The 26,052-nt window shown below is 55.0% G+C and carries 22 protein-coding genes; 16 read left to right on the forward strand and 6 right to left on the reverse strand.

All coding sequences use genetic code 11. From position 1 onward, the window contains the following. Positions 1-38: 38 nt before the first annotated feature. The 3 genes from AC2D8O_RS04400 (at position 39) to AC2D8O_RS04410 (ending at position 3,193) form a co-directional block, all read left to right on the forward strand. Positions 39-350, forward strand: coding sequence for an HU family DNA-binding protein (locus AC2D8O_RS04400; RefSeq protein WP_484677580.1), 312 nt, complete (start codon positions 39-41; stop codon positions 348-350). 20 nt (positions 351-370) lie between these two features. Beyond that, complete coding sequence (locus AC2D8O_RS04405) at positions 371-1,261, forward strand: tetratricopeptide repeat protein (RefSeq protein ID WP_484677581.1); 891 nt, start codon at positions 371-373, stop codon at positions 1,259-1,261. A 381-nt stretch (positions 1,262-1,642) separates the two neighbouring features. Then, entirely contained in the window at positions 1,643-3,193 is a 1,551-nt protein-coding gene (locus AC2D8O_RS04410) for an Rne/Rng family ribonuclease (RefSeq protein ID WP_484677582.1), read from the forward strand. Positions 3,194-3,271: 78 nt separating this feature from the next. Here AC2D8O_RS04410 and AC2D8O_RS04415 read toward each other — a convergent pair whose 3' ends face one another. After that, complete coding sequence (locus tag AC2D8O_RS04415) at positions 3,272-7,441, reverse strand: CHAT domain-containing protein (protein ID WP_484677583.1); 4,170 nt, start codon at positions 7,439-7,441, stop codon at positions 3,272-3,274. Positions 7,442-7,623: 182 nt separating this feature from the next. On the opposite strand from AC2D8O_RS04415, the gene AC2D8O_RS04420 reads away from it, so the two are divergent. Beyond that, positions 7,624-7,947 (forward strand): hypothetical protein, encoded by a 324-nt coding sequence (locus tag AC2D8O_RS04420; RefSeq protein ID WP_484677584.1) that lies wholly within the window; start codon positions 7,624-7,626, stop codon positions 7,945-7,947. On the opposite strand, the gene AC2D8O_RS04425 is transcribed toward AC2D8O_RS04420, so the two are convergent. After that, on the reverse strand, positions 7,948-8,352 hold the full coding sequence (locus AC2D8O_RS04425; RefSeq protein ID WP_484677585.1) for a hypothetical protein: 405 nt from the start codon (positions 8,350-8,352) through the stop codon (positions 7,948-7,950). A 15-nt stretch (positions 8,353-8,367) separates the two neighbouring features. Here AC2D8O_RS04425 and AC2D8O_RS04430 point away from each other — a divergent pair, with 15 nt between their 5' ends. The 4 genes from AC2D8O_RS04430 to AC2D8O_RS04445 are packed head-to-tail and all read left to right on the forward strand — an operon-like array spanning position 8,368 to position 13,971. Continuing rightward, positions 8,368-10,422, forward strand: a complete 2,055-nt coding sequence (locus AC2D8O_RS04430) for a hypothetical protein (RefSeq protein WP_484677586.1) — start codon at positions 8,368-8,370, stop codon at positions 10,420-10,422. A 2-nt stretch (positions 10,423-10,424) separates the two neighbouring features. Continuing rightward, positions 10,425-11,027, forward strand: coding sequence for a S1 family serine peptidase (locus AC2D8O_RS04435; RefSeq protein WP_484677587.1), 603 nt, complete (start codon positions 10,425-10,427; stop codon positions 11,025-11,027). A 45-nt stretch (positions 11,028-11,072) separates the two neighbouring features. Next, positions 11,073-12,155: an SIR2 family protein gene (locus AC2D8O_RS04440; RefSeq protein WP_484677588.1), complete on the forward strand. Its 1,083-nt coding sequence runs from the start codon at positions 11,073-11,075 to the stop codon at positions 12,153-12,155. A gap of 1 nt (position 12,156) precedes the next feature. Further along, positions 12,157-13,971 carry an ATP-binding protein gene (locus AC2D8O_RS04445; RefSeq protein ID WP_484677589.1) on the forward strand — a complete coding sequence of 605 codons (1,815 nt, stop codon included), beginning with the start codon at positions 12,157-12,159 and terminating at the stop codon, positions 13,969-13,971. Positions 13,972-14,050: 79 nt separating this feature from the next. Here AC2D8O_RS04445 and AC2D8O_RS04450 read toward each other — a convergent pair whose 3' ends face one another. Then, positions 14,051-15,451: an MBL fold metallo-hydrolase gene (locus AC2D8O_RS04450; RefSeq protein WP_484677590.1), complete on the reverse strand. Its 1,401-nt coding sequence runs from the start codon at positions 15,449-15,451 to the stop codon at positions 14,051-14,053. Positions 15,452-15,607: 156 nt separating this feature from the next. Continuing rightward, entirely contained in the window at positions 15,608-16,042 is a 435-nt protein-coding gene (locus AC2D8O_RS04455) for a hypothetical protein (RefSeq protein ID WP_484677591.1), read from the reverse strand. Between the two features lie 482 nt (positions 16,043-16,524). Here AC2D8O_RS04455 and AC2D8O_RS04460 point away from each other — a divergent pair, with 482 nt between their 5' ends. Genes AC2D8O_RS04460 through AC2D8O_RS04475 form a run of 4 tightly spaced genes read left to right on the forward strand, consistent with a single transcriptional unit; the run spans position 16,525 to position 21,115 of the window. Then, positions 16,525-17,094, forward strand: coding sequence for a pentapeptide repeat-containing protein (locus AC2D8O_RS04460; RefSeq protein ID WP_484677592.1), 570 nt, complete (start codon positions 16,525-16,527; stop codon positions 17,092-17,094). 15 nt (positions 17,095-17,109) lie between these two features. Next, the gene (locus tag AC2D8O_RS04465) at positions 17,110-18,483 is read left to right on the forward strand and encodes an AAA family ATPase (protein ID WP_484677593.1); all 1,374 of its coding nucleotides are present in this window, start codon (positions 17,110-17,112) and stop codon (positions 18,481-18,483) included. Position 18,484: 1 nt separating this feature from the next. Then, positions 18,485-19,441: a DUF4435 domain-containing protein gene (locus tag AC2D8O_RS04470; RefSeq protein ID WP_484677594.1), complete on the forward strand. Its 957-nt coding sequence runs from the start codon at positions 18,485-18,487 to the stop codon at positions 19,439-19,441. A gap of 18 nt (positions 19,442-19,459) precedes the next feature. Further along, positions 19,460-21,115 carry an ATP-dependent DNA ligase gene (locus tag AC2D8O_RS04475; RefSeq protein WP_484677595.1) on the forward strand — a complete coding sequence of 552 codons (1,656 nt, stop codon included), beginning with the start codon at positions 19,460-19,462 and terminating at the stop codon, positions 21,113-21,115. 467 nt (positions 21,116-21,582) lie between these two features. Here the strand turns inward: AC2D8O_RS04475 and AC2D8O_RS04480 are convergent, their stop codons facing one another. Both AC2D8O_RS04480 and AC2D8O_RS04485 read right to left on the reverse strand, forming a co-directional pair. Beyond that, a complete protein-coding gene (locus AC2D8O_RS04480; protein WP_484677596.1) occupies positions 21,583-22,521 on the reverse strand; it encodes a WD40 repeat domain-containing protein in 939 nt (312 codons plus the stop codon). Positions 22,522-22,556: 35 nt separating this feature from the next. Then, positions 22,557-23,060 carry a regulatory protein RecX gene (locus AC2D8O_RS04485; protein ID WP_484677597.1) on the reverse strand — a complete coding sequence of 168 codons (504 nt, stop codon included), beginning with the start codon at positions 23,058-23,060 and terminating at the stop codon, positions 22,557-22,559. A gap of 157 nt (positions 23,061-23,217) precedes the next feature. On the opposite strand from AC2D8O_RS04485, the gene AC2D8O_RS04490 reads away from it, so the two are divergent. The 4 genes from AC2D8O_RS04490 to AC2D8O_RS04505 all read left to right on the forward strand — a co-directional run bounded on the left by AC2D8O_RS04490 (position 23,218) and on the right by AC2D8O_RS04505 (position 26,050). Beyond that, positions 23,218-23,772, forward strand: a complete 555-nt coding sequence (locus AC2D8O_RS04490) for a YceD family protein (RefSeq protein WP_484677598.1) — start codon at positions 23,218-23,220, stop codon at positions 23,770-23,772. 34 nt (positions 23,773-23,806) lie between these two features. Continuing rightward, positions 23,807-23,989 carry a 50S ribosomal protein L32 gene (gene rpmF, locus AC2D8O_RS04495; protein ID WP_484677599.1) on the forward strand — a complete coding sequence of 61 codons (183 nt, stop codon included), beginning with the start codon at positions 23,807-23,809 and terminating at the stop codon, positions 23,987-23,989. Positions 23,990-24,001: 12 nt separating this feature from the next. Next, positions 24,002-24,949, forward strand: coding sequence for a phosphate acyltransferase PlsX (plsX, locus tag AC2D8O_RS04500; RefSeq protein WP_484677600.1), 948 nt, complete (start codon positions 24,002-24,004; stop codon positions 24,947-24,949). 111 nt (positions 24,950-25,060) lie between these two features. Further along, positions 25,061-26,050 (forward strand): beta-ketoacyl-ACP synthase III, encoded by a 990-nt coding sequence (locus tag AC2D8O_RS04505; RefSeq protein ID WP_484677601.1) that lies wholly within the window; start codon positions 25,061-25,063, stop codon positions 26,048-26,050. The last annotated feature ends 2 nt before the right edge of the window (positions 26,051-26,052 follow it).

Below are 26,052 nucleotides of genomic sequence, written 5' to 3' on the forward strand. Positions count from 1 at the left end.
TCAAACAACACAGGACTGAATATAAACCGCTTAGCACCGTGACCAAGGCTGAAATCGTTACGAAAATCTCGCAGAAGACCGGCCTCGACAAGGGCGACGTTTCTGCCTCGTTGGAAGCCTTCTTCAAGGTGGTGAAGACCACCATGGCCGAAGGCGAAAATATCTACATCCGCGGCTTCGGCAGCTTTGTAGTGAAGAAGCGTGCGCGCAAAGTGGCTCGTATCATCTCCCGCAACAAGCCCATCATCATCGACGAGCACTTCATCCCCAGCTTCAAGCCGGCCAAGGTGTTCCTCTCCAAGGTGAAGGACAGCCCCAAACTGTCTCCCAAGAAAGAAACGGCAAAGTAAGCCTCTAATACTTCCTGCGGATGTCCCAGACCCAGCAAAACCCTGAAACTTCGGCCCCTGCACGTGCAGGCTGGCTCCAATGGGGCGTGTTGGGCCTGGGTGCCGTCGTGTTTGTTCTCCTGCTTTTCGCCGACCGCACTAGCCTCACCGCTGGCACGGCTAATCGCGACAACGCCGCCCAACAGCCTGCACAGGCGGCTACGGCTCAGGCTGCTGGCCTGCTCCCGCTGCCCGAGGGTACCGATGGACAGGCCCTCAACCAGCTTGCTGCCCAGCTCGAAAAAGCAACCGACGACCAGGCGCGGATTTCCGTTATCGACCGCATGGTCGCTGCCTCAGTCAACGCTTCCCGCCCCGACCTCGCTGCCCGCTTCCAGCGCCAGCTCGCTGCGCTCTCGGGCACACCCGAGGCCAGTGCCAAAGCTGCACGCTTGTATAACGCAGCCATGCAGAGCCCTGTCATCCGCTCCGATTCCGCCCGCGCCCAGGCTTTTGGCCTTGAGGCAGTGGAAGCCTTCGAAGCGTATCTGGCTAAAGCCCCCAACGACGCCGAAGCACAGATAGACCTGGCCCTGCTGCACATTCAATCGGGCGACCCCACGCGCATGATGTCCAAGGGTATGTTTGCCCTTCGCGACCTCGCCGCCAAGCACCCCGATAACCTCCGTGCCAACCTCGCACTCGGCCGGTTCTCCCTCCAGACGGGGCAGAACGACAAAGCCGTAGAGCGCTTCCGCACGGCTGTACAATACCACCCCAAGGACGCCGAAGCCCACTTTCTGTTGGCCCAGGCGCTGGCGGCTACTGGCAAATCTGCCGAAGCACGCCAGCAACTTTCGGTGGCCCTTTCTTGCAATCCTGTAGCTGAACTGAAAGCCGCCATTCTGGAGGCCCAGGCCAAGCTCAACTGACCGCGACTGTTTGTTTAACCCCTTTAACCCGTTAGCGCACTATGCCCTCCGGTAAAAAACGTAAACGCCATAAGATGGCCACCCATAAGCGCAAGAAGCGCCTGAGAAAGAATCGTCATAAGAAGAAAGTGCGCTAGTGACGGGCGCACAGGCTCTGCCTGTGTCCGGTGCGCGTTTCAGCTTTCCCGCGCATGCGGCCCGCAACGGAATGGCACCCGCCGGCCTTTGGTCGGCGGGTATTGCCGTAATAGGGTATTCCAAACCCTGCGTTGCACTGCCATCAGCGCCGCTCCGATCGGGTAAACGCCACCACAGGCCGTCCTCGCGCCGTCCCTCTTCGCGTTTTCTTCCGTTAACCCCCAATCCTAATCTCCACCACTCGTGGCGAATGAACTGATTATCAGCAGTACGGATGAGGGCCTGCGGATTGCGATTCTGGAGAACAAGCGGCTGGCCGAGCTCCACACCGAAAAACGGAACAACCTCTTTTCCGTAGGCGATGTGTTTCTGGGCCGTGTCACCCGCATATTGCCGTCGCTCAATGCCGTCTTCGTAGACGTCGGCTACAACCGCGACGGGTTCCTGCACTATCTCGACCTGGGTCCCCAGGTGCGCTCGCAGAACAAATTCCTGCAGAGCGTGCTCAAGAACCGAAACGTGCCCGACCTCAATACCTTCGAGGCCGCGCCCGATATCGACAAACACGGCAAGATGGCCGATGTCCTCAAGGTAGGGCAGTCCATCCTTGTTCAGATTATGAAGGAGGCTATCTCGACCAAAGGCCCTCGCCTCTCGAGCCAAATCTCCATACCCGGACAGTATATTATCCTCATCCCTTTTGGGTCTGAGGTTTCAGTCTCCCGCAAGTTCAAGAGCGGTGAGGAAAAACGCCGCCTCCGACAGCTGCTCGAAGGGATTCTGCCCAAGAATGTGGGCATCATCGCCCGCACCGCAGCCGAAGGCGTCGATTTCGACAAAATCAAGGCCGAGCTCAAACTCCTCCTCGCCAAGTGGGATCGCCTCTGTCAGGAGTCCATCGGCGCTACCCCGCCCCGTAAGGTGCTCAGCGAAATGGACCGCACCACGTCCATCCTTCGCGACATGCTCTCCATCGGCTTCGATGCCATCCATACCGATGACGACGAGGTCTACCAGGAAATCGGCGAGTATCTCGACACCAACCAGCCCGAGAGCCGCAAAATGCTGCAACTAAAAAAGCAGCGTCAGCCCCTTTTCGAGCACTTCGGCGTTGAGAAGCAGATAAAAGCCAGCTTCGGCAAAAACGTCAACATGTCTGGCGGCAGTTACCTCGTTATCGAGCACACCGAAGCCCTGCACGTAATTGACGTAAACAGCGGCAGCCAGCGCGCCGGCGACCTCTCCCCAGAGGAGAATGCCCTGCGCATTAACCTGGAAGCTGCCGCCGAAATCGCCCGACAGCTCCGCCTGCGCGATATGGGCGGTATCATCGTCATAGACTTTATCGACCAGAAGAACCCCGAGAACCGCAAGAAGGTCTATGCCCAGCTCAAGGCTGAGATGAAGCGCGACCGCGCCCGGCATACCATCCTGCCCGTCTCCCGGTTCGGCCTCGTGCAGATTACTCGTCAGCGCGTGCGCCCTGAGGTCAACATCGTCACCGATGAAGTGTGCCCAAGCTGCGGGGGGAGTGGCAAAATCGGCCCAAGTATCGTCATATCCGACACCATCGAGAAGAACATCGAGTATCTCATCCGCAACCAGCGGCTCAAGAAACTCCGTGTGCTGGCCAACCCCTTTGTGGTGGCTTATTTCAAGCAGGGATTTCCCAGCCGCCAGCATCGCTGGTTCCTCAAGTATGGCAAGTGGATAGGCCTTGAAGCCCAGGCTTCGCTGCCGTTTACCGGTGTCAAATACCTCGACGAGAACGAAGACGAAATCAAGCTCGACTGAGTCTACTGATTTCCCTTCTGCAAAATGAAAAAGCCCCGGATTTCCGGGGCTTTTCTGTTTCTATACCGTGAGGGTGGCTCAGGCGCCCACCATCACGAAGGCGCCCCAGTAGTAGGGCTCTTCGTATTTGGCGCGGATGGTTTGTTGCGCCGCCTTGAAGGCCTTGTACATGTCCTGCTTGTTCTCTATCCAGTTCTGGTAGAACAGTGAGATCATCTCTTGGGTCACAGCATCATTCACTCGCCACAACGACATAATGATGTTGTTGGCCCCTGCCACCGCAAATGCGCGTTGCAGGCCATATACACCCTCGCCGTTGCGCACTTCGCCAAGGCCGGTTTCACAGGCGCTCAGCACCACCAGGTCGGTATTCGCAAGGTTCAGGTTCATTACTTCGTATGCAGTGATAATGCCGTTGTCTTCCAGTGTGGTGCTGGTGCCACTGGCGGTGGTGTCGGCGCCCAGGGTAGAGCTGGCACCCGACAGGAACAGGCCTGAGCGCAGCAGCGGGTTGCGTGCCGCACTGGCCTGCACACCAATCACCTGGCCTTGGCCCGCACCCGCGTCGTCGGCAAGGTCATCACTCAGCGAGTAGAAGAAACCGTGCGTGGCAATGTGCAGCAGGCGCGGGTTGCTCCGGCGCTTCAGCTGAGTCTCCGAAGCCAGGCTGTCGGTCAGCACTTCGGTCTGCCAGCCGCCGCGTTGCAGCACACCCTCAATGCGGTCCACTTCGGTTTGGGTACCTGCCAGTGCCGGAATGGTAAAGGCATCCTGCTGTGCAGCGGTGCGGGCATCGGTGTACTCGGGGTTGCCCACCAAAGTGGCGGTTCTCCCGTCGAAATACTGCTTGATGCGTTCGTCGAGCAGGTCACGCGTGTTGGATACATACCGGATGTCCTTTACGTCCAGCACATAGCCGCCATCGGGTTTCCGCAGCGAGGGCAGGCTCAGCTGGTTGTACACGCCGTCGGTGCTCAGGTACACCGTCGTGCGGCCAGCCAGGGCCTTCTCGATGGGTGCCCAGTATACGTCGTAGCTCTTCTTGTCCTCAAACCGGTTGGCGATGGAGCGCGAGTAGTTCAGCAGGTAGCGGCGGTCCATCATCTTGCCGTCTGTCATCAGAATCATACGTGGGGCTTTCAGTGCCTCGCGGTCTACGATCAGCGCAGCGTACATCACCGAGTCGGCAGCGTTCACCGTTCCAGCTTCCAGACGGAAAATCTCTACCGCAGCCTCAAACGAGTTCAGCCGGTCGCGGATGTCCGTCCACACTGGCGTGGCGTTCTGGGCTCCTGCAAACAGCTCAGAGCGTTCGCCCAGTTGGCGTTCCAGTCCGTTCACTTCTTCTTCTACATCTTCCACCTTCACGTTCAGGCCTTTCAGCTCTGTCTTCGACAGCGTGTACAGTTTAGCCAGATACTCGCGGCGGGCCTGCCAGTTTTCGAAGAGGTTCTTCAATTCGGCGTCGTCGCTGCTCAGCACCCGGTTGCGTATGCCCACGCTCTGGCTCAGCAGCAGGGCTTTGGTGCGAAGGCGCAGGTTGTAGGCCGCGCTCAGCAGGTCGCCACGCTTATCGCCCTGGTCAAAGGCAAACAGGTAGAAGCGGTCGATTTTCTCCGAAATCTTGTTCCAGAACTCTGCTTTTTCCTGCTCCGACAGGCCAGGGAAGTAGCGGTCTACCAGCGTCATCAGCCCACTCAGCGCTTCTATGTAGGTCTTCTCGGAGCCTTTGCCCTTGCCAGCGCGCCACTGCATGTGGGCATAGTCGGCCAGATAGAAGGCATAGTCGGGGTGACGCTCGCCCAGTTCACTCTTCCAGCCTCTCAACAGGTGGCGATAGGCTTCGTCAGCCGCTTTGAACTTGCCCAGGCGGGTGAAGAGGTCGGCTTGCAGGCCTTCGGTACGCAGATACTCCGGATGCTTGTCGCCTACCAGGTTCTTCTGCACGGCCAGCACGCGTTCCAGCAGCGAATCGGCCTGGCTGTAGCGGCCCATACCTGTGTATACCTGTGCCAGCTGGCGTTCCATACCAGTGTAGTCCATGTGCTGCTTGCCTACTGCTCCTTCGGTTTGTTGCAGGGCATCCAGCAGCAGGCGTTCGGCCTGGGCGCCTTTGCCTTGGTAGAAATTGTTCTGCGCCAGCAGAGCTACCAGTTTGGCGGTGTTGATGTTTGCCCCCTGATAGGTCCGCTGGTAGGTTTCCAACGCGCTCTTCAGATAGCCTTCAGCTTCGCGGTAACGGCCCATCTCGGTCACTACACGCGCCAGCAAAATCTGGGCGTTGGCATATTGCAGGCTGTTTTCCTTCCACACCATTTTGATGGTGCCGCGGGCTTTCAGCGCAGTGGTTTCGGCTTCTTTGTACTGGCCCGTGCGGGTATACAGCCCTGCAAGGCTGCTTAGTGCGCTGGTATACTCTTCGTCGGTGCGTTTGGCCTTCTCGAAAATTGCCACGGCCTGCGTCAGCAGCTTGATGGCTTCCGTGTAACGGCCCTGCTGCTGGTACAGTTCGGCCAGTTTGGTGGTGCTGCCTGCCACCAGCTGCTCTTCGCCTTTCAGGGCGCGGCGGCGCAGACGCATGGCCTCCAGGAAGTATTCCTCGGCTTTCTTGTAGTCGCCTTTGGCTTGGGCCAGCAGGGCCAGGTGGTCCAGTATGTTGGCCTCGTCCAGCAGGTGTTCGGTGCTCAGGGCCCGGATGGTCTTTAGCGCCAGATCCAGGTTGGTATTGGCGGGTAAGTAAAGACCTTCGTCCAGCGCCAGCTTGCCCAGGCGATCTGCCGTCAGGGCTACGGGCAGGCTCGTCGCCCCGTACAGCGACTTTTGCGCTTCCAGCACCTGTTCCAACGTCGTCTGCGCTGGGCGGAACCGTGCCAGTGCCATCTGTACATCGGCCAGCGCCAGCATCAGGTTGATGTGCTCGGGGTGCCGGGCATTACGTACTGCTTCGCTGCCTTTCAGCGCCTGCTCATACAGGGCCAGCGCCTGCTCCATTTCGTACTTGCCTCCCTGAATGGCAGCCTGTTGGGCCAGTACACCCGCATAAAGGGTGTTTTGGGTACCCATCTGGGCGTCATAATGCTTCACAACCTCGCGCAGATATATAAGCGAAGGCGTGTAGCGCTTAGATTTCAAATCCGCTGCTGCAAAACGGGCATATACCTGACTCAGATAGCCAGCACTTGTGTCTTTCAACTCTACCAGGTTTCGGTAAGCCTTGGTAGCCATAGCGCGGGCCTGCACCGTATTGCCATAGCCTAAAGCCATGTCGGCTTTGGCCAGTGCGGTCATCCACAGGGTCAGTGGCTTGGCTTTCTTGGGGTCTTTGGCCTGGGCTTCCAGAGTGGCGATGGTCTTGGTAAGTTCTTTGCTCACGTCAATCCGCTCCATGTTGTAGGCTGGCCCCAGTTGGCCAATGAAAGCGCCATACTCGGCCAGCGCACGGTGGTAGCGCGGGTTGTTGCGACCATAGGCACTCTTGATGCTGCTTACTGCCTTGCGGTACAGATCCACGGCAAGCTGGCTTTTCTGTCCAAGGGCAGCGTTGCGTGCCAGAAACAAACGTGCGTCGCTGAGCAGTGGATGGCCTGCATATTCTTTCGCCAGCACTTTGTCAGAAACCAGCGGGTTGAGCACTGAGTCGGCAGCGGCAAACTCGGCTTGGCCTACCAGCGCCTCGCCCAGCACAATGCGAGCGGTCTGGGGCAGTCGGCGGGCGGTTTCAGCAGCAGCCTTGGCGGCTTTGTCGGTTGGAGTTGTAGCAGAAACGGCAGCCTGTGCGGTGGTCATGGCCTGGCTGGCCAATGCGGCAGCCCGACGGTAATCACCGATTTCGTTCCGGATTTGGGCTTGCAGTATCAGCAGTTCGGGCGTCTTGGGCCCGCGCTCCAGCGCAGTCAGTGCATCCTGATATCGCCCCTGTCGTCGGGCGCCTTCAGCTGTGGCCCATGCCACAATGCTTTTTCCAGCATCGGTGCTGGCACTGCTGTTTTGTTGCAGTTGGGCCAGTGCGCGCTCGGCATTGTCGCCCTGATGCAGATCTACTAACCATATATATCGCCAGGCTTGCCAGTCCAGTGGAGCACTGGTCGCTTCGCCTCCGGCTTTGGTCAGGGCCGCCAGGGCCCTGGCAGGGTCACCAGCTGAATGGGCGCGCGCTGAAGGCGTTGGTACCACCGGCTGCGCATGCAGCAGCGTGGAGGCAGCCAGCGTCAACGCCACATGTGCTATGAGAGTACGGACGTAGTTCATGCAAGGTTTGTTAGCAGGTCGGATCCAGTTTTGGCGGCTTTGTACACCACCGCTAAACAAATATACTCCCTCCCCGGCTTCCCGCAATTGGCCTAGTGGAAAAGTCGTAGCGCCTCCCCGTTTTTCTGCCCGTTTTCCCACCGATGTTTGCATCAACTTCTGCTCATAACGCTCTCTCTGTCATGGAAACACTGCGTGGCACCCTCTCGGACCTGGTCAACGAACTCCAGAAACTCATGCTGGAGCAGCAGAGCCCCGACGACCAGCGCCGCCTCAATAGCATGATCAAGATTCTCATGCTTCTTTGGGAAGAAGTCATCCGAAAGCAGCTCGATGCCACAAGTGCCGAATATGCTGCTGCGCTCAGGGCGCTTCAGTATGCTGTTAGAGAGGCAGAGGCTGCAAGGGTAGGAAGCCGCACCGCCACCGATGCCGTCCGCAAAGCCGCCGACGCCGCCAAAGCCGTCGACCGCGTGGTGGGGTTCGGCCTCAGCCTGCTCATGTAATCAGGCGTCTCTCGTGGGCTTGTCCTCAGTTACTGGAAAGCCATGCGCGGCCTTGCTCACTGCCTTGTTGCGCTCGGCCATCACCGAAAGCGCACTCTGCTTCTGCATGAAACCCTCGATGAAGTCGGTGCCGGCATAACCCGCCGACAGCCCACCCAGCAGCAGTTCCTTTGTAGTGATGGTCGCTGGGTCGCTGCCCACCACCAGCCCGATAGCCAGCAGCAGCCCGGCGCAGAAGCCAATCAGGATGCTGATCAGCAGCCGCGACGCACTGAACCCGGCATCGCCTACGGCTTCAGCCTGTTCGTAATACTTCTTCAGGCCGGCAATCATCCGCACCACCTGGCCCCCGGCACCCACCAGGCCACCGATCAGCAGTACACTTAAAACCTGGGCATGGTCCATAGCTTTTTAACCGAAATGAGGCGTATTGCAACCGAAGCTATGGATATTTTGGCAAAAGTTTCTGACGCTCCTACTCCCATGCGTGTCTTTGCCTCCTTCTTTCTGGGTGCCGTGCTGGCCGCTGGTGCCTTGTCGTCCTTTGCCCGGCAGCAGCCGTTCCCCAGCGCTGAGAATGTGCGGCCTGCGGCCTCATCTACTGCTGCTGAAAAGAGACCAGAGAAAGCACCTGATGATGGGCGGTCGGGAAAAGGAGCGGGAGGGCCGGGGCGGCCGCTGGATTTCTATCTGTCTGTATACAAGGTGGTTAGTGCTATCCAGTCCCGGCTCTCTTCCATGACTGCCAGCCCCGAGGCCTTTCGCCTTGTGCTGGAGAATGAGCGCAGTGCTGCTGCTCTTCTGGACGAGGACAGGGCAGCGTCTGGCGGCAATAAGGGGACCGGTCAGGCCGGTTTGGCAGGCGGGGCGGTGCTCTCCAATATCCTGTATGGCCTCACCGATTTCGCACTTGAACGTGCCCAGAAAGAACTGCTCAACGTGCTGCTCGACCACTGGGCGGCCGACTGCTCTACCGATGCCCGGCTCATGATGCCGGCCACCTGGCAGCTCCTCTACGACCCCACCCAGCGCCCGCCGCTCTCCAATGGGGTCGTCTGGAAAGCCGCCTTCCAGTCAGACCTCGACGCCCTGCCCGCCAATCTCATCCCGTGGGCGGTAGACAGGGTGCCCCAGACGCACCCACTTCGGACCACCCTGCTCGACCTCAATGCCGGCTGGAATGCCTACCGTTCCCAGAATTCACCCCTCGACGCCCTCAACATGATGGCCTTGCAGTTTCAGCAGCGCGGAGTTCAGCAGCGCACACCCTTTCACTACCACTTCATGCTGGCAAACGGGTTCGCCAGAGCGTTGCTCCGCTTCGAGGGCGGCAGTTTTTCCATGGAAAACCCGCAGCGCCTGCTGGACATGCCCCCTTCCGAGTGGGCCTTTTTCATAAAGGCAGTGGTGGCCGAAACCTTCGCCTCGGCCGACTTGGAACGATACACCCTCGCCAAAAAGCTGTTTTACACAACGGAAGAAGGGATTGCCCGGCATCGGGCGGTGGTCATTCAGTTGATGCAGGAACTGAACACCCGCACCAGCAGGCTGCCCCAATTACAGGGTCTGCCGCAGACAGAGCGTATTACGCTGCTGCTGGCTGAAATGACGGAATCCATCCTTGTGCTGGGCGACGGTATGGAGGCCTGGATGGCCGAACGCGACACCGACCAGAAACCGAACAGCACCTACGCCCAAGTACGCCCCATCCTTGTAGCCATTCAGCAGATGACCCGTGGGGTTCAGCTGCAACAGTATGGCACCGTGCTTACCGGGTCGTTGGCCTTGCTCGATTGTCTAGCGCAGACCCCTGCCATTAAAGACGATGCCGTGAAGCAGTTGCAGCTAAAGGTTGTTGCCAGCTTCCTCCGCCGCTACGGCTCCCTTGCCGCCGACCTCCTCATGGCCAAGGATGCCGATGCCGCCCGCAAGGCCCTCGAGCTTGCCGCCGAACCCCTCGGCAGCTGGCGCATCAAGCAGCAGACGCCCTGGACACTCTCTGTAACCCTGCTCCCCGGTATCTCCGCTGGCTGGGAAGGGCTGGGCAATTCTGCCGGCGACATCACCCGGCCGGGATATTACACTGCGGTGGCGCTGCCCGTTGGTCTGGAGTATTCTTTCCGCCTCGGCCGTCGGGACAAAGCGCCCACCTTCGGCATCTTCGCCCAGGTGTTAGACCTCGGGGCCCTTCTCAACTACCGCGTTGCCAATGCCTTCACCCCTCCCGCCGACGAGGCCACTGCCGCCGACCCCCAGATCGGCTTCGATCAGGTGCTCTCCCCCGGTGCCTGGCTGCTCTGGCACGTCCCCAACACACCCATTGTCATCGGTGGGGGCTACTCCTACAGTCCCCGCCTGCGGCGGGTGGCGGTCAGTGGGGTAGAAGAGACCGCCAACTCCCACCGCCTGGGGCTGCTCATCGCGGTGGATGTCAACCTGTTCCATCTGGCTGCCAGCCGCCGCAGCAGTCGCTGATTATGCTTATCTATTCCCGTCCAGCACTTAAGGGGTCGCTTGGGGGTATTTTCTCTTTGCCGGGCTCGGGTATGCGTGTGGGCCTCACCAATGCACATGTACTGCTGCCTTACAGCGACATGCCGCTCGGTACCCGTGTCTTCAGTGCCAAAACCGAGAAGCCCATAGGGCGGGTGTTGGCTGCGACCAACCTCTGGACGGGCGCTACGCTTCCCCTCGACGCTGCTCTTTTCACTGTCGATGTCTCGCTGACGAGCGCCCTCTGGCCTCCGGTTGCGCTGTCATGGCCCATGCCCGACTGGCAGTTGTCCCCCGGCAGTGCCGTACAGGGCTGGCTGGGCAGGTCGGGCTATCTCACCGGCACAGTGGTACAGGCCCCCGCCACCTGGGATCTTCTCCTGCCCGGTTCCGGCATGCAGGTGCGCTACAGTCCGCTCTTCGCTATCCAGTGGCACGATGGCCGCACCTCCACTGGCGGCGACTCCGGCTCGCTCATCCTCACGCCCGAAGGCCAGGTCGCAGGCCTGCTCCTCGGTCTCTCCGACAACGGCCTCTCGCTCGCCTGCCACGCCCAGCCCCTCATGCAGTGGCTGGTTTTTGTCTAAAATTCTTGATATAATTGGCAGTATTATTGGCAATTATTTTTGTTCATGGCAACTAGTGAAGAAGATGAAGTGTTGCGGAATGAGGCTTTTGAGGCTATTCAATCTTTGTTTAGAACCAGGGTAGGACTTGTAGTGGGTTCTGGCTTTTCATGTGGATACGGATTGCCAAGTATGGGGCAGCTAGCTAGACATCTTGAGAATGAGTGCCCAATAAGGCTCAAAGGCGATACAGATGCATATCAAAGATGGCAATCAGTATGTCATAAAATTCGTGAGAATCTTGAAAGCGGCTTGGAAGAGCTACAGCCCAACTCTCAAGTAGATACACGGCTTCAGGATACCATAAGAGAGATAGTCCAAGACTACATTCTAGGTGAATGTGAGAATGTAATCAATCAAAAATTAATTGGCGAGTCTGTTTGGCTTGATGCCTTCCCTAAATTTCTTAAATGGCTTTACGCTGGAATGCCTCAAAACGCAGATTTTATCTCTATTGTAACTACTAATTATGACTATCTTATTGAATTTTTTTGTGATGTTGCTATGATACCAGTTGATACTGGTTTTGATGGATTTGGAATTAGGGCTTTTAGAGAAGGTAGGCCCATTTTCAAAAATTATTACAGGCAGCAATTAAACTCTGGTGAAAAGAGATGCGTAATTAAATCTGTTAGACTATTTAAGCCTCATGGATCGTTGCTATGGTCTAATACTGATAATGGGCTTATCGAATCATTATTTCTGCCACGTAGCTGTAAAAGAATGATTGTAATACCAGGCCCGACAAAGTATTTTGAGTCAGTAACAAATTATAGTATTGATTCAATACGTAGTGAAATGAATGATGCGATTGGTAAGCTTGATTCGCTCGTTACAATTGGTTACGGTTTTAATGATAGACATTTGCAGCAAAATATTATAGGTAAAATAAAGAAAGGAATGAAAGTTCTTATTATTGCTAAAGAGCCAACTGCTAGCATATACGATTTAGTGTCATCTTCTCCTTTAAACATTATCTTAATTCAAGAAAGTGGTGAAGGCGCTATTTGTACTTATCAGGGTTCTTTAATTAAATTCGAGCAACCTATATGGAGGCTTGATCATTTTTTCACTTCTTTACTGAAATAAAATGTCAATTTTTGATTTTTCTGCACAAGACTCTATTGGTGCAGTCCGTCGTGTTGAGACTGCTTCAGTTTATGTACGTGTGACTAGCTCCGACGGGTTAGGTAGAACAAGAGTGGGAAGACTTGCAGTTACCCAAACTATTGGTGATGAGTGGGTAATTGGAATTGTAGAAAAAATATGGCGACACCCTGTAGAAATATCAAGACAATTTCAAGATTCTTTGGATGAGGATGATAATGCGCAATTTATCCCAATAGAAGAAAATGGGTTACTGATAAAGCTACTCGGAACGTACAGAAGCAGACATAAGCAGCAGGCGGATTTTTTTACAAGAGCTGTATTTTCTTTGCCTGAGATTGATCGACCTGTTTACCCACTAGAGGGTGAAAATTTGGCAAGCTTTATGTCAATTATTAGTAGAACCGCTGGTGAAGCGGGGAAATTCCCACTTTCGATAGGGGCTTATGCACTTGACGATAAAGCGCATGCTTACCTAGATGGCAACAAACTTTTCCAGAGACACGCTGCCTTATTAGGGAGTACTGGTTCTGGTAAATCCTATGCAGTGGCAATGATTTTGGAGCAGGCCGCCCAGCTCTCCTCTACGAATATTATTTTATTTGATATACACGGTGAGTATAATACACTTGAATTTGCTACACAGCTTAGAATCGCTGGAATAAACGAAGATGATGCTAGTGGACATAGCTTGTATGTTCCTTTTTGGCTGTTGAATTTTGAAGAAATGCTTTCATTGTTTATTGATAGGTCTAGTGATAATGCACCCAATCAAGCGGTGGCTCTCTATGATATTGTTTTAGATTTAAAGGCTGAAAGATTAAAAGCCTTAGGCAAGGAAGATCTTGCTGAATTTGTTACAATCGATACACCTGTTCCTTATAATTTCCATGATTTAGTACATTCACTCATAAGAAAAAATGATGAAGTGATTGAAACTGGTGAAAATTATGTTTCTGGAGATAAAAAAGGACAGCCTAAGACAGAAAAGGGCCCATTGCATGGAAAATTGAATAGATTAATCATGCGGATGAAGGCTAAGAGTACCGACAAAAGATACTCATTTCTATACAATATACCGAATGAAATGATGGATTTCGATTCTCTGAATTTTATAATGAAAAGATTACTTGGAGTCGGAAACAATGGGCTTTTTAATGGAGGTATTAAAGTGATAGATTTTTCTGAAGTGCCAACAGATGTTTTGCCAGTTGTTGTAGGTTTGGTTAGTCGTTTGATTTTTCAGGTGCAGTTTTGGAGTTCAGGTGATTCCGTGAATGGATTAAGACATCCGGTACTTTTAGTCTGTGATGAGGCACATTTGTATATGCCAAATTCTAGTGCTAATGTTAGTCCTGTAGAGCGGAGAGCAGTTGAACAGTTTGAAAGGATTGCCAAGGAGGGGCGAAAATATGGAATTGGATTATTCGTTGTTAGTCAACGCCCCTCGGATGTAAGTACTACTATACTTAGTCAGTGTAACAATATTATTAGTTTGAGATTAACAAATCAGGCTGATCAAAACACTGTTAAGCAGGTCTTGCCTGAGAGTTTAAATAGTCTGCTTGAAATGTTGCCAAGTCTCGATATTGGAGAGTCTATTGTTGCAGGAGATGCAACATTATTGCCTACGCGGATAAAACTAAGGTTGCCAGTTTGCAAGCCTAGGAGTTCCACAATTGATTTTTGGTCAGAGTGGTCTAATATGTCAAAAGGTTTAGACATTGATGCTGCAATAAACAATTTAAGGATGCAGACGAGGTTGGGAGGTTTGGGCTCATCTAAAGGTAATCAGTAATAACCCTCCCCCCCCCCCAAACGAACACCCCCTTGCTTCCGCAGAAACAAGGGGGTATAGCCTGAAGGGGACAGCCTGTTTAGGCCGTCGCCAGCTGCACAATCGGACAGCTCGTCTGCTTGATGGCGCCAAACCCACCGCCGATGTTCACCACGTTGTGAATGCCCTTGCGCTTCAGCAGGCTCGCCGCTATCATCGACCGATAACCTCCCGCGCAGTGAATCAGCACCGTGTCCCCCGTGGGCACTTCGCTCATGCGCGCTTCCAGCTGGCCCAGCGGCAGCAGCTGTGCAACCGGCACTACACCGTTGCTCTCGCATTCGCTGGGGTTGCGTACGTCCAGCACCCAGCCCAGCTTCATGTCTACACGCTTCGCAAACTCCTCCGCCGTCAGCGTCTTCACTTCGTCCACGGCGCGGCCACTGGCTTTCCAGCTGTCCATCCCGCCGTCGAGGTAGCCAACTACGTTCTCATAGCCTACCCGCGCCAGGCGCAGCACGGCTTCGGCTTCTTTGCCGGGCTCGGCCACCAGCAGCAGGCGTGCGTCGGTCGGTATCAGCGTGCCCACCCACACTGCATACTGGCCATTCAGACCAATGTTCAGCGCACCGGGCACAAAGCCTTTTTCAAAGCTGGCGGGCTCGCGGCAGTCCAGTACCAGCGCCCCCTGTGTTTGGGCTTCCTCAAATTCACCGGGTTGCAGCGGTTGCAGGTTGCTGGCCATCACTTCGTCCAGGCTGCTGTAACCTTCGCGGTTCACTTTCGCGTCGAAGAAGAAATAGGCAGGTGGGGCGCTCAGGCCGTCGGTCACTGCGGCGATGAAAGCTTCGCGGCTCATGTCCTGTAACGCGTAGTTCGTCTGCTTCTGGATGCCAATAGTGCTGTGCGTCTCCTTGCCGATATTCTTGCCACACGCCGACCCTGCCCCGTGCGCCGGGTACACCACCACGTGGTCGGGCAGCGTTTTGATGTGCCGGTTCAGCGAATCGTACAGCATCCCGGCCAGGTCGGCTTGCGACAGGTCCGACTTTACCGCCAGGTCTGGCCGGCCCACATCTCCCACAAAGAGGGTGTCGCCCGTAAAGACGGCCTGCGGCGTGCGGGTTTCGTCCAGCAGCAGGAAACAGCTGCTTTCGGGGGTGTGGCCGGGGGTGTGCAGCACTTTCAGGGCAATGTCCCCCAGCTTCAGCTCTTCGCCTTCCTGCGCCACATGCACCGTAAAGGCTGGCTGGGCCGTGGGGCCGTATACGATGGTGGCACCCGTCTTGCGCGCCAGGTCCAGGTGGCCCGACACAAAGTCGGCGTGGAAGTGCGTCTCCACGATGTATTTGATCTTCGCCCCGCGGCTCGCGGCCAGCTCCAGGTACGGCTCGGTCTCGCGCATCGGGTCCACAATGGCCGCTTCGCCATTGCTCTCGATATAATACGCTGCCTCGGCCAGGCAGCTCGTATATAGTTGTTGTACGTAGTAGCGGCTCATAGACACAAGTATAGGCACGGGAACATTCCCGCACCCTGAACTAACGCAGTTTGCCCGCGCCTTCGTTTGTCACTGTCGGCTGACGACTCTCAGTTGGGCACAAAAAAGGGGGCTGGCTTGGCCAACCCCCACTTTCCAACTCCATGCGACGACGTCTTAGAGCGACGTCGTACTCAGTTCGGCATTCACATGGCGGCCCGTACGGGTAGCCAGGTCCTGCGGGCGCTTGCCCTCTACCTCTACAGCGCCGTTCGGCAGGGCAGCAGCCATGATTTCTTTCAGCTCGGCTTCGTACTGGAACTGCTTTTCAGCCGAGGCGAACACCAGGTGCAGGGCTACGTCGTAGCTCTCGTTGTTGCGGGTGTTCGGGCGAACCATCACCTTGTAGTCCGAAACAAGGCCACGGCTCTTGGCTTCCTGGGCTACTTTCACCCAGTTTTGCTTCAGCGACGCCAGATATTCGGTCATCTGGCTCGGGTTGTTCAGCTTCATTTCCTCGATAACCACAACCTGGTTTACCTGGGCTTGAACCTGAATGCTTGCCACTGCCAGCATCACCAGCAGGAAGGCACCTTTGAAAAACGTTTTCATTTTGAGTAGCGTGAGTAAGTGAGAGACTTTCAGTTTGTATGCTCCGGCGTGTTGTCCGTTGAATACAGTCGCAAGTTGTGCGGTCTTTCGTCCGCCGACAACCCAACGAACGTTAAGCCAAGTGAAGAAATCTTAACGTGTTATGAATTGATAAACAGCAGATTAGCCAAATGTTCCCGCCGCAGAAGGTCAAAGACGGTCCCGTTGGCCAAAAGGTTGCACCGTCCGCTGTTTTCCCTTCATTTTCACGAAGTTTTCCCTCTCAACACAAAAAAAGGGTGGGAAACCCCACCCTTTGCTGTCTGTTGTTTGAAAAGGGCTTTTGCAATGCCCACTGGATTGCTCAGTACAAAATTCCGCCATCCCGATTCCCCCCACAACCCAAGGAAGGTTAAGCCCCTCACAACAAAACCTAACGGCCAATAGCTTGCGCCCAGGCCCGCACGCTACCTATCATGCAGCCCGTCCATACCTTATATTTTATGAGTCTCCCGCTCATCGCCGACCGCACCTACAGCCAGCTCACGCCCGCCCAGCCCTTGGAGCCTGCCATCTACGAGGGCTGTACCTTCTCCCACTGCGACCTCTCCGGCGCCGACCTCTCCGAGTATCAGTTCATCGACTGCACCTTCGCCCACTGCAACCTCGCCAACGCCACTCTCTACCGCACTGGCTTCGTACGCTGCACCTTTGAGCACTCCAAGCTCGTCGGCCTGCAGTTCCTGCACCTCGATAAGCTTTCGCACGAGCTCACCTTTCGCGCCTGTAACCTCACCTACGCCAGCTTCGAGGGCTGCAAGCTGCCCCGCACCCGCTTCGCCGACTGCACCCTGCACAACGCCGACTTCGGCCGTGCCGACTTCTCCCAGTCCACCTTCGCCGACACCGACCTCCGCGACGCCCACTTCGAGGACACCACCCTCGACAAAGCCGATCTCCGCACCGCCCACAGCTACAGCATCAACCCCGCCACCAACCGCCTCCGCAAAGCCCGCTTCGCCCTCCCCGCCGCCGCATCTTTTTTCCACTTCATGGGAATAGAGGTACAGTGAACTTTCATATATTGCATGAAATCCAATAATATGATTCTAAAGCAAGTCGATATTCACGGCCTTAATGGTAGTGAAAAAGTTCGAACATTAAAGTTGATTGATAACAAACTGATTCTCGTCTCAAAAAATGGATATGGTAAAACTACCATTGTAAGCATGATTTTTAATTTTTTGAGTGGACAGTATATAAAACTACTTAACTATAATTTCGAATCTATTATTATTAACATTGGCGATAGTGGGTCTCTTGAAGTACGAAGAGTTGATATTTATGAGTCATATAAAAAAGTCAAATCTATGAATACTAGAAGAATTCCTTCTGAGTTGCTTAACAGGGCGCAATATGAAGTAGATAAGCTATACAATAAATTTAGCATGAATGAAGATAATTTTTTGGTTAATAGTGATTGGGATGATTATTATGAGATTAGGTATGCAAAGGATAATAAAATGCTGTATGATGTAATTAGGCTATTGGATGTTCATATAATGGAGAATCTGGGTCATGTTAAAGATGAATTTAAAGGAATTCAGATGCTATTCCTGCCAACTTATAGAAGGATTGAGAAAAATCTTGGGTATATATTTCCGTATATTAAGCAGGATAGTACGGTATCAAGAAGCGTACTTTCTCAATGGCAATCTGAAACTTTTTATGAGTTTATTGGGTTTGGAATGGATGATATTGAGAAAGTTTTTGTAGAAAGAGGTGAAGTTATTAAAAAATTGCTGAGTGATAAAATTAAAAAGGAATTGGTTGGTGAGTTGATTAAAGATATTGTTGGAGATGATGCTCTTATTCTAAATGTCTCTGAACTTAGTAGCGGAATAAACTACGAATCATTTAGTGCTTTACTTGACAGAATTGAAGATAGTCATTTAGGTAGAGAAGAGAAATCAAAACTACTTGTTATGATCCGGAGCTATGATGATGCTAACGAGAATAAAAGTGAGATTGATAGAATAAAAATATACTTAATTAATAAGATATATAACATTTTTGATTCAATAAAAAAAAGTGAAGAGAAAATATATCGCTATGTTGAAATTATAAATTCATACTTAGAAAACAAAGAAATATACTATGACCCTTCTAGTTTTAGGATATTTGTTAAAGCGAAAAATAGTGATGGTGATTACATGATTAGTTTAAATGATCTGTCATCTGGTGAAAAGCAATTGATATCATTATTTGCTAGGCTACTTCTAAGTGACGGTGATAATTTCTTTATCATTATTGATGAACCGGAATTGTCTCTTTCTGTTGAGTGGCAGAATAAATTTGTTCAAGATATTGCTAACTTGGATGTTTGTAAAGGTTTAATTGTGGTTACTCATTCCCCATTTATTTTTAGTAATTCAATATCAAAGTACGTAAAATCAGTTTAATATGGCTATTGCAAATACTGAATTCTTTCCGGCTCAGAAACATGATGAATCAAGAGCTGATTTTATGTTACGACTAACTAATATTTCTGCTGAGTATTATCGTCAATATATTCTTCGAGATAATGATGTTTTTTTCCTCTTCAGTGAGGGGAAGCATGATCATCTTGTTTATAATGGTATTATTACACGTGTTTTGAGAAAAAGAGTATCATATTACTGTTTGTCTGGTATTAAGAATGTTATTGATATTTGCCATTTTTTCGAGCATGCTTCCTCAGTGAGCCCCTCATTTGATTACTGTTTTTGTGTTGATAAGGATTTTAGTAATTTTTCTAGTGATCACTCGAAAAGACTTTATGTAACTGCTTTTTATTCAATTGAGAATCATCTACTTTCAGATGATTTATTGAAAAGTTTTTTTTATTACAAGTTTTCTGGCTTCCAGGGGCGTGGTCTTACTGTTGATTTATTTATCGAAAAGTACAAAAATGACATTGATTTTGTTTGGAGAAATTCTAAATTATTTTTTTCAATATTGTGCTTGTTCAAAAATAATCGCATGAATCCGGTGATTGACAATGTGAATTTTTGTGAACTATTTAAGTATTGTAATGATGGCAGAATTGAATTTTTGAAAAAAAATCAAAAAAATCAAATACTTAGGATATTTAAGGGTAAAGACAGATCTTTTTTAAAAACGACAAAACTAAGGTTTAGTGAATTAAAAGAAATATTAAATACGTTTAATAAGGTTGAATATAAGTGCAATTTTAGGGGTAAATTTGAATTAGATTTTTTTAATTATTTTGTATCAAATATTGTACAAACTTATCAAGTTAGGTATAATGGGCAATTAAGTAGGGATTCTGTTTTTGCTGATTTGGCCTCTCATTCTCATGATTGCTTTCCGCATTTTGAGAGTTTTTTAAACGACCTGCAGACTGCACGCTTAGAATAATGTAACTCCCCCCTCCCCATGCGGTCTTTCGCTGCGCTCTACGCTGCCCTCGACGCCACCACCCGCACCCGCGAGAAGACCGCCCTCCTCGCCGATTACTTCCGTACCGCCGCCCCTGCCGATGCCGTCTGGACGCTGTCCCTGCTCTCTGGCCGCCGCCTGCGCCGCCCGGTGTCTACCACGCTCCTCCGCCGCTGGGCCGCACAGGCCGCCTGCATCCCCGACTGGCTCCTCGACGAGTGTTACGACGCCGTAGGCGACCTCGGCGAAACCCTCGCCCTCCTCACCGAGCCGCCCACACCTCCCACCGCAGAGCCCCCGCCCCTCCACCACTGGATGGAGCACGTCATCGCCCCCCTCCGCGACCTCCCCGAAGACCAGCAGCAGGCCGTCGTCTCCCGCGCCTGGGCCCAGCTCTCCCGCCCCGAACGCTTCCTGTTCAACAAGCTCATCGGCGGCAGCTTCCGCGTCGGTGTCAGCCAGCAGCTCGTTATCAAAGGACTGGCACAGGCATCCGGCCTGCCCGAAGCCCTGCTGACCCATCGCCTCATGGGCGACTGGCAGCCAACGCCCCACTTCTTCGCCAGTCTCCTCGCCCCCGATGCCCAGACCGTAGACATTAGCCGTCCCTATCCCTTCTTCCTCGCCTACGCCCTCGACGTCCCCTTCGACGACCTCGGCACCCCCTCCCAGTGGCTGGCCGAGTACAAGTGGGACGGCATCCGGGCTCAGCTCATCCGTCGGCAGGGCCAGCACTTTCTGTGGAGCCGCGGCGAGGAGCTCATCACGCAGTCGTATCCCGAAATGGCCGCGCTGGCTACCCATCTCCCCGACGGCACCGTGCTCGACGGCGAGCTCCTGCCCTGGAAGCCAGCACCGGCGCCCGACCCCGAAGCATTTCCGACAGGGTGGGGCAGCGGCCCCGCCACTTTCGCCGACCTCCAGCGCCGACTGGGCCGCAAATCACTGGGTCCCAAACTGCTGGCCGAGGTACCCGTGCGCCTCGTCGCCTACGACCTCCTCGAGTGGCAGGGGCAGGACCTCCGCGACCAGCCCTTGCGCCGCCGCCGCCAGCTCCTGCTCGATCTCTGTGCCCAGCTGTCCCCCGGCTTGCCGCTCCTGCCCAGTCCTGCGGTCACTGCCCCCGACTGGCCCGCGCTCACCCAGCGCCAGCAGGCCGCCCGCGACGTCCTCGCCGAGGGCCTCATGCTCAAGCGCCTCGACAGCCCCTATGGCACTGGCCGTCGCCGCGGCGACTGGTGGAAATGGAAAGTGGAGCCCTTCACTCTCGACGCCGTGCTCGTCTACGCCCAGCGGGGTACCGGGCGCCGTGCCAGTCTCTACACCGACTACACCTTTGCCGTCTGGGGCCCCAGCGACGACGGCAAACCCACGCTCGTCCCCTTCGCCAAAGCCTACAGCGGCCTCACAGATGAGGAAATCGGCAAAGTCGACGCCTGGATCCGCCGCAACACCCGCGAGAAGTTCGGTCCCGTCCGCACAGTCGCCCCCGAACTCGTCTTCGAACTCGCCTTCGAGGGCATCCAGCTCAGCGCCCGCCACAAGAGCGGCATCGCAGTGCGCTTCCCCCGCATCCTCCGCTGGCGCACCGACAAGCCCGCCACCGAAGCCGACACCCTCGACACCCTCCGCGCCCTCCTCGCCAGCCAGTGAGGTTGTGGCCGCACATCTCCCGATGCTTTGATAAAAGGCACGTCATTTCGAAGGTTGCCCCATCGGGGCTTCCTGAGAAATTGGCTCATCCCGATTTATCGGGGCTACCTTTGGCCTTCGCAGAAGGCCCATATCCGCCGGTTTGCGGCCATTTCGAGCGCAGCGAAGAAATCTCCCCAGCGTCTTCAACAAGGCCGATTGAAGGTAAGAGCACGTCATTTCGAAGGTTGGCGCAGCCTTCCTGAGAAATCTACCTTTGGCGGCTTGCCGCCAGTCGTTAAGCTCAGGGCGTAAGCTACATAACTGGGGACCAGTCTTTAGGTGCCGTCCCACTAGAATTTTGGGGCTTCAGCAAATGCGGTTTGGGTATATCGGGAATGTGTCTTTGGGTATGGGATCATTGCCTGAAAATCATTTCCCGCAAGAATGTGCCACTCTTCCTGTAAACCAACCTGATTCCGAAAAACCTACACCCCTTCGCCAAACTCCACCTGCCACTCCAGCACCTGCCGGTCGTCGGACACTGTGACCACACCATAGGCCACATCTTCGGGGTGTTTGGGCAGCCACAGCACGCGGTTCACGCTGCTGGTGTGGGCGGGGTGGCGGCGGGTGTCCACCACTTTCACCAGCTTCAGATCGCTGCTGCGCCACAGCTTCAGACTCTTGTCCATGCTGCCGCTGGCCAGCCACTTCCCATCGCCCGAGAACGTAAGGTGGTGTATGCCAAACAGATGGGCCACGATGTCGTGCAGCGGGGTGCCGGGCGTGCGCACATCCCAGGCTTTCAGCCGGGCATCACGGCCGCCACTCACCAGCCAGCCTTCCGGGTGCCAGGCCAGCGTGAATACCGTGCCCTCATGGGCTGTCCATTGATACAGCGGTGCCAGCGTGGCGGCATCGTACAGGCGTATCTGCTGGTCCTGCCCTGCTACAGCCAGCAGCTGTCCGTCCGGCGACAGTGCCACCGCCCGCAGCCCCACCGGCGACACCTGTAGGCTCAGCGTGCACTCCAGCGTGTCCAGGTCCCAGCGCGTCAGCAGGCCATCGCCGCCCACAGCCGCCAGTTGTCGGCCAGGCAGTTCGCACAGGTCATACAGACTGCCCCTGTGCGCCTGTGCGCTCTTCAGCAGCTTCCGCCCAGTCAGGTTGTAGAAATGCAGGCCGCCATCCAGCTGGCCTGCCACCAGCACCTGCCCATTATCTGCGGCCAGTGTGGTGTAGATGCCTGCGGTGCCTTTCATCAGGGCGTCGCCGTCGCGCGCGCTGCCGGCCTGCCATAGGGCCACAACCCCCTCCGAGCCCGCCGTTACAAACCGGCCTTCGCCTATGCCGCTCACACTATAAACAGCATCGGTGTGTCCGGTGTGGGCCTGTGCCAGCCGCGCCTGTATCGGATAGGTCATACTATATAAGGAGGGGAGTAGGGGAGAGGAACAGCCTACAGGAAATCCGTTTCCGCATCAATTCGTTTCAGCGCCGCCGCTATTTCCCCGTGCTCATAGCCCTTCTGTGCCAGGTATTGCGCCAGCCGCTGGGCGCGGTGGGTAATGTCTGGGGCCAGGGTGCGGTTCTTGGCGGCCAGTAGTTTGTCCAGCGTGGCAGTATAGTCGGCTTCGTCTATTTCCTCGGCCAGGGCAATCTCGATCACGCTGTCCGGTATGGCGTCTTCGCGCAGGGCATACCGCAGCTTGATGCGGCCCCAGCCCCGGGCCCCGCCAAACTTGCCCCGTACAAACAGCCGCGCGTAACGCTCTTCGTCTATAAACTGCTGTTCGCGCAATTCTTCCATCCAGGCGGCGTGGTGCTCGGCAGCCACGCCCAGCTCATGCAGCTTGCGGCGCACATCGCCGGGGCTTCGCTCCTGAAAGCCACAATAGCGGTACAGCGCCCGCCGTATGTCGGCCGTCGTCAGGGCTTCAGGCTTCCGTTTGCGCTGCAACATCCCCTCTAAATTCCGCTTTTCGCCTGCCCGCCGCACACCTATTTTACACACAGCCTACCCATAACATTGCAGTTACAATTGTTTATGTATTTTTGCGGTCTGAATTGAAAAACAGCACCGCCCTCACACGGCAGTGCCCCACTCCTCCCCTCAGGCCGTGGCAGCCAACCCCTACAGTATCGATGTGCACCGTCTCAAGGACGGTGAGCATACGTTCGACTTCCATGTCGGGGCGGCGTTCTTTGCCCAGTACCCCGAACAGCTGGTCGACGACGCTGATATTGCCGTCAACATCCGCCTGAGCAAGAACACCCGCCTTATCGATCTCCGCATGGACATCGCCGGGGCGCTTACCCTCGCCTGCGACCGCTGCCTGCAGCCCTTTGGCTACGCCATCGACACCGATGCCCGCATCGTCTACTCCTACGACACCTCCCTAAAGGAAACCGAGGAGATGGACGACGTCGCCTATCTGCCCCGCGAGCAGCAGCACCTCGACCTCACGCAGGACATTTACGACTACATCGCACTGCAGATTCCCATGCGCCGCCTCCCCGAAGGCTGCCCTGGCGACATTTGCCCGCCCCATATTCGTCAGTATCTTTCTGACGAAGAACAAACTCAACCTGCTGAAAATCAGGAAGAAGAATCAATTGACGAATTAGACCCCCGGTGGGCCGCACTCAAAAAGCTGCGCGAATCCGGAAACTAATCGTACCTTTACAGCCCTTTTTTCGAGTAGAGCAATGCCAAATCCCAAACGACGCCACTCCGTCAGCCGCCGCAACAAGCGCCGCACGCATGACAAGCTGGAGGTCAAGCCCTTCTACATCGACGAGACCAGCGGCCAGGCCACTGCCTACCACCGCGTCTGCCTCGAGAGTGGCTACTATCGTGGCCGCCAGGTGATGAAAGGTACCGACGAGTAATCCCCCCGGCCGATGCGCATAGGCATTGACGTGATGGGCGGGGACCACTGGCCCCATGCCCCCATCGGCGGTCTCAAGTCCGCCCTTAGCGCACTGGAATCCGGCGTGGAACTCGTCCTCGTGGGCGACCAGGAAATCATCCTGGCCGAACTCGAGCGACAGGGTCTGCCTGCCTCCCACGAGCGCTATTCCGTAGCGCACGCTGGCGAAGCCATTTCCATGGACGAGCACGCGGCGATGGCCATCAAGGCCAAGAAGAACTCTTCCATCGCCATCGGACTCTCCATGATGAAGGAAGGCACCCTCGACGCCTACGTCTCCGCCGGTAATACTGGTGCCCTCATGGTGGGCGGTGTGTTGGGTCTCGGACTCATCGAGGGCGTTTCCCGCCCTACGATTGGCGCCTTGTACCCCCACAAAGGCCGCTATGCCATGATTTGCGACGTCGGCGCCAATACCGACTGCAAGCCCGAGCAACTGGTACAGTTTGGTCTCATCGGCTCGGTGTTCATGCAGAACGTCTTCGGCATCGACAAGCCCCGCGTCGCGCTCATCAACATTGGTGAAGAGCGCAGCAAAGGCAATCAGGTGGCGCAGGCAGCATTCCAGCTCTTCGAGCAGAACCCCAGCATTAATTTTGTGGGCAATGCCGAGGGCCGCGACCTAAACCGCGACATGGCCGATGTCTACGTAGTAGACGGCTTCACTGGCAACATCCTCCTCAAGTTCGGTGAGTCTTTCTACCCGTTCCTGAAGGAAAAGCTCCCCAACGACCCCGACATCGAAGCCTTCAACTTCGAACAGATTGGTGGCCTGCCCATCATCGGCGTTAAGGGCACCATCATGGTAGGCCACGGCATCTCCGGCCCGCTGGCTTTCCACAACATGATTTTCCGCGCGATAGAAATCGTTCGCAGCAACCTTACTGAGAAAATTGCCCGCGCATTCGCCGAGCAGTAAGTCTTTTCCGGTAGGTCACGAATCGTATAATGACGGTGGGGGTGTACAACTCCCACCGTTTTTTTTCACTTTTGCAAACCCCGATGTCATCGGGCGTTTCTCTTTTCGCGAATGTCCCCCAAAATCACCGCTGCCATCACCGCCCTCGGCGGTTACGTACCTGAGCGTGTCCTCTCCAACGCCGATCTCGAAAAGATGGTGGACACCTCTGACCAGTGGATCCGCGAGCGTACGGGTATTTTCGAGCGCCGTATCCTCGAAGAAGGTCGTACCAACTCCGACATGGCCGTCATCGCCGCCCAGCGCGCCCTTGAGCAGCGCGGTATCTCTCCCATGGACATTGATATCATCATTGTCCCCACCGTGACCCCCGACATGGTCTTCCCTGCTACGGCCAATATCGTCGCCGATAAGCTGGGAGCCAAGCGTGCCTGGAGCTTCGACGTTGGTGCCGCCTGTTCTGGCTTCCTCTTTGCGCTCGCTACCGGGGCTTCCTATATCGAGTCGGGCCGCGCCAAAAAAGTGCTCGTCATCGGATCCGACAAAATGTCCTCCATCATTGACTATCAGGACCGCAACACCTGCATCATCTTCGGCGATGGGGCCGGTGCCGTCCTCCTTGAGCCCAATGAAGAGGGGCTGGGCCTGGTAGATTATTGCCACTACACCGACGGCTCAGGCCGCCAGTTCCTTCACATGAAGGCCGGGGGCAGCCAGAAGCCCGCTTCCATCGACACCGTCCGCAACCGCGAGCATTATGTCTACCAGGATGGTAAGCACGTTTTCAAGCATGCCGTCACGGGCATGGCTGAGGCAGCCGCTACCATCATGGAGCGCAACAACCTCAAGTCTGAAGACGTCGCATATCTGGTGCCGCACCAGGCCAACCTCCGCATCATCGATGCCACCCGTGAACGCATGGGCTTGCCCGCCGAACGCGTGATGGTCAACATCCAGAAGTACGGCAACACCACCGCCGCTACCATTCCGCTTTGTCTCGTCGAGTGGCAGGATCGTCTCAAGAAAGGCGACAACCTCGTGCTCGCTGCCTTCGGTGGCGGCTTCACGTGGGGTGCGTCTTACCTGAAGTGGGCCATCTGATA

This window comes from Pontibacter sp. T17 (genome assembly GCF_057219875.1).

What these genes read in the sequence shown, in the direction of transcription:
- plsX (WP_484677600.1), top strand. Translation starts at nt 24,002, where the DNA reads ATGCGCATAGGCATTGACGTGATGGGCGGGGACCACTGGCCCCATGCC.
- AC2D8O_RS04455 (WP_484677591.1), bottom strand. Translation starts at nt 16,042, where the DNA reads ATGAAAACGTTTTTCAAAGGTGCCTTCCTGCTGGTGATGCTGGCAGTG.
- AC2D8O_RS04470 (WP_484677594.1), top strand. Translation starts at nt 18,485, where the DNA reads ATGGCTATTGCAAATACTGAATTCTTTCCGGCTCAGAAACATGATGAA.
- rpmF (WP_484677599.1), top strand. Translation starts at nt 23,807, where the DNA reads ATGCCAAATCCCAAACGACGCCACTCCGTCAGCCGCCGCAACAAGCGC.
- AC2D8O_RS04430 (WP_484677586.1), top strand. Translation starts at nt 8,368, where the DNA reads ATGAGGCGTATTGCAACCGAAGCTATGGATATTTTGGCAAAAGTTTCT.
- AC2D8O_RS04505 (WP_484677601.1), top strand. Translation starts at nt 25,061, where the DNA reads ATGTCCCCCAAAATCACCGCTGCCATCACCGCCCTCGGCGGTTACGTA.
- AC2D8O_RS04420 (WP_484677584.1), top strand. Translation starts at nt 7,624, where the DNA reads ATGGAAACACTGCGTGGCACCCTCTCGGACCTGGTCAACGAACTCCAG.
- AC2D8O_RS04465 (WP_484677593.1), top strand. Translation starts at nt 17,110, where the DNA reads ATGAAATCCAATAATATGATTCTAAAGCAAGTCGATATTCACGGCCTT.
- AC2D8O_RS04460 (WP_484677592.1), top strand. Translation starts at nt 16,525, where the DNA reads ATGAGTCTCCCGCTCATCGCCGACCGCACCTACAGCCAGCTCACGCCC.
- AC2D8O_RS04450 (WP_484677590.1), bottom strand. Translation starts at nt 15,451, where the DNA reads ATGAGCCGCTACTACGTACAACAACTATATACGAGCTGCCTGGCCGAG.
- AC2D8O_RS04405 (WP_484677581.1), top strand. Translation starts at nt 371, where the DNA reads ATGTCCCAGACCCAGCAAAACCCTGAAACTTCGGCCCCTGCACGTGCA.
- AC2D8O_RS04480 (WP_484677596.1), bottom strand. Translation starts at nt 22,521, where the DNA reads ATGACCTATCCGATACAGGCGCGGCTGGCACAGGCCCACACCGGACAC.
- AC2D8O_RS04485 (WP_484677597.1), bottom strand. Translation starts at nt 23,060, where the DNA reads ATGTTGCAGCGCAAACGGAAGCCTGAAGCCCTGACGACGGCCGACATA.
- AC2D8O_RS04425 (WP_484677585.1), bottom strand. Translation starts at nt 8,352, where the DNA reads ATGGACCATGCCCAGGTTTTAAGTGTACTGCTGATCGGTGGCCTGGTG.
- AC2D8O_RS04415 (WP_484677583.1), bottom strand. Translation starts at nt 7,441, where the DNA reads ATGAACTACGTCCGTACTCTCATAGCACATGTGGCGTTGACGCTGGCT.
- AC2D8O_RS04435 (WP_484677587.1), top strand. Translation starts at nt 10,425, where the DNA reads ATGCTTATCTATTCCCGTCCAGCACTTAAGGGGTCGCTTGGGGGTATT.
- AC2D8O_RS04445 (WP_484677589.1), top strand. Translation starts at nt 12,157, where the DNA reads ATGTCAATTTTTGATTTTTCTGCACAAGACTCTATTGGTGCAGTCCGT.
- AC2D8O_RS04440 (WP_484677588.1), top strand. Translation starts at nt 11,073, where the DNA reads ATGGCAACTAGTGAAGAAGATGAAGTGTTGCGGAATGAGGCTTTTGAG.
- AC2D8O_RS04475 (WP_484677595.1), top strand. Translation starts at nt 19,460, where the DNA reads ATGCGGTCTTTCGCTGCGCTCTACGCTGCCCTCGACGCCACCACCCGC.